This window comes from Blautia sp. CGZ-1-C1, assembly GCF_056504575.1.
This window is the reverse complement of record NZ_JBWLUT010000200.1, coordinates 1-5704: the sequence shown is the minus strand read 5'-3', so window position 1 is coordinate 5704 and position 5704 is coordinate 1. Positions and strand designations below refer to the sequence as shown.

Below are 5704 nucleotides of genomic sequence, written 5' to 3'. Positions count from 1 at the left end.
TGGTTCGCCACCTGGGCTGATTTCTTCTCCATTATAACTGGCAGGACCGTTTTCACCGGATGTCAGCTTTTCCATGATGTTATCTAAGTCCTTTGCAATATCACGATTATCCCTTGCTGTTAAACCTTGTTCGGATGAATCATCTCCTGTCATCAGATAGTCGATTGTTACGCCGAAATAATCAGCTATCTTTTGTAGTGTTTTAGCTGTTGGTGTGCTTCGACCAGATTTCCAGTTGCTTAATGCTGTTTGTGTTACACCAGCTTCTTTTGCAACTTTGTAGGAAGAAACACCCTTCTTTTGTAGAAGCTGTTCAAATACTTCGTACATAAATTGTGCTCCTTTCACAAAAATAGCATACTTTCGCAAAAGTTAGCAAAATTACTTGACTACTAACGAAAAAGGATGTATTATGTACTTACGAAAGCGAAAGTAAGCACAAAGGAATACTTGCGAATTTGAAATGCTATCTTTTATAAGATGTGGTAGTTTTATAATTGAAAGTATATCACAGCTCGAAAGTATTATCAATAGAAAATGCTTTCGTAAGGAGGTGTAATCTTGTACAAAAAATATAGCGAACTATTAGATAAAACAAACAAAACTTCTTATCAAGTTGCAAAAGAAACAGGAATTAGCCAAACCGCATTTTCAAATTGGAAATCTGGGAGGTCGGAGCCGAGCTTAGAAAGCCTTAGTCGTCTGGCAAGATATTTCCATGTTCCAATTGAATACTTTCTGTCAGACCAGAAAGAGACAGCATAGAGGAGGAAAACATGATTTGGATACCCAGAAAGAGGTGAGAACAATAGTAACAGCATTTTTTATTGCAACAACCACAATATGCGCTATAGGGTGGCTAATACGATATGTTTCTTGTGCAGCTCTTATATATTATATCGAGAAAAACGGGTACAAACTTCCAGATGAACAAGAAGGATATGAATGTACCCGTTTTGTGGTAAAGAAGATTTTTAAGTTATAAACCTAATTTACCTAAAACAAGAGCTGAAACAACACTGCCTGTTACATTAGATATTACATCAAAGGACATAGATCCAATACTTGAAAGCGCTGGTTTTACTTTGCCATTCCAAACTGTATCAGATCTAATTTTTTCCAGAAATTCATGACCTTGAAAAGTAATATCAAGAATGCTGTCGAAGAGAAAACTTCCATTAGTCATACGACAATATTGAACATTTACATAATTAGCTTCGGATAGTTTTACAAGAGTGTATTCTACATTTTCTCTACCGTGGTTGGCTATAGAATTTTTGAGAGATCCTACCGGATAAACGCCTATAGGAAAAGTCTCAAGCTCAAGTAAAATATCTCGCACACAATCAATATTTAATTTCATAAACATGTCCTTTCTATATTACTCAGGTACGTCACTACCCTGTAATACAAGAATAGGAGAAAGGAAGAAAAAAGTCAATAATTTAGATACCCAGAAAGAGAGGTGAGATAAAAAGCAATGAATATAAAAGAGATGAATTACCCTGTTAATGCCGGAATCACCAAGGCCATAAAAGAAAAAGGATTAAAACAGGTTTATGTAGCAGAACGTGTTGGCTGTACACCACAGAAGTTAAATGACATGATTGCAGGCAGATGCTTAATTAAAGCGTGTGATATTCCAAGAATCGCAAAAGCTCTTGGAGTTGAAATAAATTATCTTTTTGAAATAGAGAAAGGAGCATAGGCAAATGGAAAAAGACCTCATACAGCTAGAAGTAACTGCGGATATAACAGAGGCACAGGAGAAAATAAGCTATTTAGTGGAATTATTAAAAGAAGCCAATTCATTGGCAGATGAACTGGCTTCCAAAAAACTCAATATTTTTATTTATATGAAATGTTGAGTTTAAGATCAATTTCATTGTGACAAAACGGGCAAAGACTTTTTCCGGGAGTTACGGAAACTGAGGAGCGACAATGCGGACATTCTATATCGTAACAACGAGAATTTGCTTGTTGCTCAATATTAGAACGCATTGTTTTTTCTAAATCTCTGGAAAAACGATTCATGTCAGATTTGCTGAATAAATTATATTTTTTTGCCATACATACACCACCTTTCTATTAAAATTGAACGTTCTAATAGCATGTTACTATAAAAATACTAGAATGTCAATATAATGTATAGAAAATATGTTTGCACACAATATATTGCGTATATATGTAATGGTTTAGATATCCAGAAAGAGAGGTGAGGCAAACAATGCCAAAAGTAAAATTAAACCGCGATGCTCCACTTAACGAAGCCGCAAAAAGATTTTATCACTTTTTCAGAGCTGGAAAGAGTAAAGCCCAGATCTGTAAATTAATGGGATACAGTGATGCGACAGACTGTAACAGACTCAAAGCCCCGGAGTTCTTTACTCTCCGGGAGCTGAGAATCCTTTACAAAGAAGCACAGTTACCCGATGAAGAATTTATGAAGATGATCCGAGAGGAGAAATAAATGAAACAGTACATAATCATAGCCCTCTGCATCCTTGCAGGGAAGTACGTAGACATCCCGATCTGGTTAAACGTCTGCTTCGGGATGGCAGCATTCTGGGCAGTAAGCCAGATCAATAGAGAATGGGAGTAGAAATGACAGAAGAAGAAAGAAAAAAGGAAGTAGAACGGATTTCCAGAAAAACCCAGAAGTCCGTAAAAACTCCCTCAAACGAACAGAGAATCATCCGTATTGTTCGATTTAAAGCCGGAAACCTTGCAAGTTATATAGGCACTCTGGAAGAAGCAACCAGAAAAGCAAAAGAGATGGAATGCCTGTACGGTCCGATCGAACATATTGAATAAAAAAAGACTCATGTAATGCAAATACATGAGCCGGGGTGACTTTCTGCCACTTGGATAATAAAACCTATAAAAAATATAACACCCAGGTGTCAGAAAGTCAAGATTTAAGCAGGAAAAACCTGCTATATTTTTAACTCTTTTTCAGGGGCGGAAAGCCTCTTAAAAACTCGATTAGAAGTATTAGACTTACGACCTGAGGTGAGACATGAAGTGTGGATACATAAGGGATACATGGGACTGTGGAGAGACCATGGAGATAGAGGAAAAGCATACCGGGAGGTATGGAGCCAGGGGACAGAAGAGACAGGAGAAGAAAAAGGCAACCCCCGAAGATATAGAGAAAAGAAACCAGTGGAAAAAGGAAAGAGACCTCCGCCGATTAATCAAATGGAATTTCTTACCAGGGGATTACTGGTACACCCTGACATTCAGAAAAGATGAAAGACCGAGATGGGAAGAGATGATGAAGATCATGGCAGACTTCATACGGAAACTCCGGAGGGAATACAAAAAAAGAGGATGGGAACTGAAATACATCTATCGTCCCCAGATCGGAGAAAGAGGAGCTGTTCACATACATTTTCTGGTAAATGCAGAATCTTCAGATAAAGATAATCGCACCGACAAAATGATTGCAGGATTGTGGAAGTATGGGAAAGCATACCCAGAAATCGTATACGAAGTCAATGACGGAAAACTTGCAAACTATATAGCAACACCTAAAAAGGAGTGGGAACCGGAAAAAGCAAAGGATTACCATCCATCCAGGAACCTGATCAGAAAAGACCCGAAGAGAAAAGAAGTCAAACGCCGGAGCCTGGTGGACAAGCAGGGACAACTGATCTATCCCGCAGCACCAAAAGGATATTACATAGACAAAGATTCTGTACGGATGGGAATCAACCCGATTACCGGTTACGCATACCGTCATTACACACTTGTAAAGATAGACAGGAGGATTTAAAGATGGGAGAACCCAGGATGGCAAGAGTAGATGTTTCCATTCTTGTCAGAGAAAAAGGTGCAAAAGTAAAGAAAGGTAAATACCTGTACATAATTGCCAGCAAGGATTTCCCTAAAGGCCCTGGGAATCCTATCAGCGGATCAGCGTATGTAGAAAACACAACAGTAAACCGAATGGCTCTGCAATGCCTGGTGGATGCCTTGCAGAGAATACATAGACCATCCATGGTCACAATCCACACAACCAGTGGGTACCTTCAGAACGGATACCGCAGCCTTCCGGAATGGAAAGAAAATGGATGGACCAGAAAAGACAAGAAGGAATTACGCAATGCAGACCTCTGGCAGCAGGCGGACAAGCTGTTAAGTAACCATGCAGTGCGATTCAAAATGCAAATATGAAAACGTGAGAGGAGAACATAATGTTTGAGAAATTTGGAGAAATGAGTTCATACACAGAAATCAATGAATTGGCAGCCAACCTTCTACAGGAAGGAGATATTGACAGCTTAAAAGAGCTGGCAAAGGAAAACGGCATTCCGGATGATTATGTAGAGATGTATCTGGAAGAAGCCATCCCATCCCTCTGCGATTCCACATCTGCAGCTATTGGTAAGATCGATGTGGAATGCATGGAATTAAAACCTAAGGAACTGATGCTGGACTGGGTAGAGTACATCAAGGGACTCTGTATGGAGAACGAGATGATCGCCCACCAGGTTCGCAAGAAAGGAAAGACTCTGCAGGGATGCATGGCGGTTCTGTTGGAATATTCTTTTAAAAACCAGATCACGGTAGATAAAGCGCTCACAAAGGCAGCAGGAGTCAGCGCCGGCAAGGTGACATTTGGAGTTCCGGGCATGGCAAAAGCCAAGAAACTGATCCGGGATTACGCACATGGGAGGGACAAAGGCATGAAACGGACAAAATTATTACGCTGCATCCCATGTACAGTCCAAAAAGTAAAAGATTCCGACAGTGTGATCGCTGCAAGCCAGCTTCTTGAGGCGGACGGAGAGCGGGCAGTAGAGATCAGCCTGTTCGTTAAAGGAGAACTGAAAGCCAGGTATTTTGCAGATAAAAAGAACCACAGTACATGGGTAAATGAAACATGGACAACCTGCGGACTCAAAAATGTACTCAGACTTTGCATGGGCCAGCCGGTTTTGAAAAACGAGCTTTTACGCACAGCACCCCGGATATGGAGTGGGCTGCACAGGAAGACAGAGACAGGGTATATGACTTTCTGGATACCTACAGCATCGACAGCTACGAGACTACAGTGAATGAAACAAAAAGAGACCTGGCATACATCCGGAAGCAGGAAAGAATCAATGAAATGATGACAGAAGTCCCCTGTGTGCCGCAGAAAGCAGAGAAGTGGGTAGAAGATAAACTATTTCCGGGGAACATCCTGTTTTTTAAGAAAGAAGAGAACCGGACTGCATTCGAGCTCGTACCGCCTGCGGTTATGTCGGCTGGAGAAAAAAACGGATGGAAGCATGGAGAAAAAATCATATGCCCGAAATGCAAGACACCGGCAACGACAAACAGCAGGCAGGAGGAAAAGACAGCCAAAGGCATGGTAACTATCCTGCAGCAATATGGTAAAAAGTGGGTGGAGCGTCAGTTCCAGGCAGTCTGCAGATGGACAGCAGGGAAGAAAGACATAGAACTGTTCGAGAAGATGCCGAGCCATCATACCGCTAGGGGAAACCTGGGGAAAAGTATGGTACGGCACAATTCCGGAAGCAGATGAATTTTCGCAGGAATTCTGGGACAAACCACATGGAAAGAGATTCGTTCCGTCATACCTGTATCCCGGAAATCTTCCGGAAGTGTTAAAAGCCGGAAGACTGGAACACAGCGGAATGGATATCCTTGCAAATGCAGGCATGAAATTCAACGTAAACGTCTATATCATATC

14 protein-coding genes are annotated in these 5704 nt (G+C 40.8%); 11 read left to right on the top strand and 3 right to left on the bottom strand.

Annotation, left to right across the window (positions count from 1 at the left end; translation table 11 throughout):
* The coding region (locus AC058W_RS17775; protein WP_479390449.1) for a helix-turn-helix domain-containing protein at nt 1–330 on the bottom strand (330 nt) is incomplete at its 3' end.
* Between the two features lie 231 nt (nt 331–561).
* Between AC058W_RS17775 and AC058W_RS17770 the strand changes: the two genes are divergently transcribed.
* A complete protein-coding gene (locus AC058W_RS17770) occupies nt 562–765 on the top strand; it encodes a helix-turn-helix domain-containing protein (protein WP_117843824.1) in 204 nt (67 codons plus the stop codon).
* Nucleotides 766–781: 16 nt separating this feature from the next.
* Nucleotides 782–985, top strand: a complete 204-nt coding sequence (locus AC058W_RS17765) for a hypothetical protein (RefSeq protein WP_117843823.1) — start codon at nt 782–784, stop codon at nt 983–985.
* Here the strand turns inward: AC058W_RS17765 and AC058W_RS17760 are convergent.
* On the bottom strand, nt 980–1363 hold the full coding sequence (locus AC058W_RS17760; RefSeq protein WP_181993239.1) for a DUF2513 domain-containing protein: 384 nt from the start codon (nt 1361–1363) through the stop codon (nt 980–982). The genes AC058W_RS17765 and AC058W_RS17760 overlap by 6 nt on opposite strands.
* 117 nt (nt 1364–1480) lie before the next feature.
* Here AC058W_RS17760 and AC058W_RS17755 point away from each other — a divergent pair, with 117 nt between their 5' ends.
* Both AC058W_RS17755 and AC058W_RS17750 read left to right on the top strand, forming a co-directional pair.
* Nucleotides 1481–1708 (top strand): helix-turn-helix domain-containing protein, encoded by a 228-nt coding sequence (locus AC058W_RS17755; protein ID WP_117674623.1) that lies wholly within the window; start codon nt 1481–1483, stop codon nt 1706–1708.
* A 4-nt stretch (nt 1709–1712) separates the two neighbouring features.
* The gene (locus AC058W_RS17750; RefSeq protein ID WP_181993240.1) at nt 1713–1868 is read left to right on the top strand and encodes a hypothetical protein; all 156 of its coding nucleotides are present in this window, start codon (nt 1713–1715) and stop codon (nt 1866–1868) included.
* Here AC058W_RS17750 and AC058W_RS17745 read toward each other — a convergent pair.
* On the bottom strand, nt 1849–2070 hold the full coding sequence (locus tag AC058W_RS17745; RefSeq protein ID WP_147324760.1) for a hypothetical protein: 222 nt from the start codon (nt 2068–2070) through the stop codon (nt 1849–1851). The two genes, AC058W_RS17750 and AC058W_RS17745, sit on opposite strands and share 20 nt — an antisense overlap.
* 157 nt (nt 2071–2227) lie before the next feature.
* Here AC058W_RS17745 and AC058W_RS17740 point away from each other — a divergent pair, with 157 nt between their 5' ends.
* The 7 genes from AC058W_RS17740 (at nt 2228) to AC058W_RS17710 (ending at nt 5536) form a co-directional block, all read left to right on the top strand.
* The gene (locus tag AC058W_RS17740; RefSeq protein WP_117843821.1) at nt 2228–2470 is read left to right on the top strand and encodes a hypothetical protein; all 243 of its coding nucleotides are present in this window, start codon (nt 2228–2230) and stop codon (nt 2468–2470) included.
* Nucleotides 2471–2602, top strand: a complete 132-nt coding sequence (locus AC058W_RS17735) for a hypothetical protein (RefSeq protein ID WP_278308716.1) — start codon at nt 2471–2473, stop codon at nt 2600–2602.
* Between the two features lie 2 nt (nt 2603–2604).
* On the top strand, nt 2605–2814 hold the full coding sequence (locus tag AC058W_RS17730; RefSeq protein ID WP_117843820.1) for a hypothetical protein: 210 nt from the start codon (nt 2605–2607) through the stop codon (nt 2812–2814).
* Between the two features lie 205 nt (nt 2815–3019).
* On the top strand, nt 3020–3778 hold the full coding sequence (locus tag AC058W_RS17725; protein WP_117843819.1) for a rolling circle replication-associated protein: 759 nt from the start codon (nt 3020–3022) through the stop codon (nt 3776–3778).
* Nucleotides 3779–3780: 2 nt separating this feature from the next.
* Nucleotides 3781–4179, top strand: a complete 399-nt coding sequence (locus AC058W_RS17720; protein ID WP_118516446.1) for an RNase H family protein — start codon at nt 3781–3783, stop codon at nt 4177–4179.
* Nucleotides 4180–4199: 20 nt separating this feature from the next.
* Nucleotides 4200–5063, top strand: a complete 864-nt coding sequence (locus tag AC058W_RS17715) for a hypothetical protein (protein WP_479390448.1) — start codon at nt 4200–4202, stop codon at nt 5061–5063.
* Nucleotides 5060–5536: a hypothetical protein gene (locus tag AC058W_RS17710; RefSeq protein ID WP_479390447.1), complete on the top strand. Its 477-nt coding sequence runs from the start codon at nt 5060–5062 to the stop codon at nt 5534–5536. Before AC058W_RS17715 ends, AC058W_RS17710 begins: the two co-directional genes overlap by 4 nt.
* Nucleotides 5537–5704 lie beyond the last annotated feature (168 nt).

Excerpts from the sequence above, each read along its gene's own strand:
- AC058W_RS17760 (WP_181993239.1), bottom strand. The coding sequence starts at position 1,363 with ATGAAATTAAATATTGATTGTGTGCGAGATATTTTACTTGAGCTTGAG.
- AC058W_RS17730 (WP_117843820.1), top strand. The coding sequence starts at position 2,605 with ATGACAGAAGAAGAAAGAAAAAAGGAAGTAGAACGGATTTCCAGAAAA.
- AC058W_RS17740 (WP_117843821.1), top strand. The coding sequence starts at position 2,228 with ATGCCAAAAGTAAAATTAAACCGCGATGCTCCACTTAACGAAGCCGCA.
- AC058W_RS17750 (WP_181993240.1), top strand. The coding sequence starts at position 1,713 with ATGGAAAAAGACCTCATACAGCTAGAAGTAACTGCGGATATAACAGAG.
- AC058W_RS17720 (WP_118516446.1), top strand. The coding sequence starts at position 3,781 with ATGGGAGAACCCAGGATGGCAAGAGTAGATGTTTCCATTCTTGTCAGA.
- AC058W_RS17725 (WP_117843819.1), top strand. The coding sequence starts at position 3,020 with ATGAAGTGTGGATACATAAGGGATACATGGGACTGTGGAGAGACCATG.
- AC058W_RS17745 (WP_147324760.1), bottom strand. The coding sequence starts at position 2,070 with ATGGCAAAAAAATATAATTTATTCAGCAAATCTGACATGAATCGTTTT.
- AC058W_RS17755 (WP_117674623.1), top strand. The coding sequence starts at position 1,481 with ATGAATATAAAAGAGATGAATTACCCTGTTAATGCCGGAATCACCAAG.
- AC058W_RS17715 (WP_479390448.1), top strand. The coding sequence starts at position 4,200 with ATGTTTGAGAAATTTGGAGAAATGAGTTCATACACAGAAATCAATGAA.
- AC058W_RS17735 (WP_278308716.1), top strand. The coding sequence starts at position 2,471 with ATGAAACAGTACATAATCATAGCCCTCTGCATCCTTGCAGGGAAGTAC.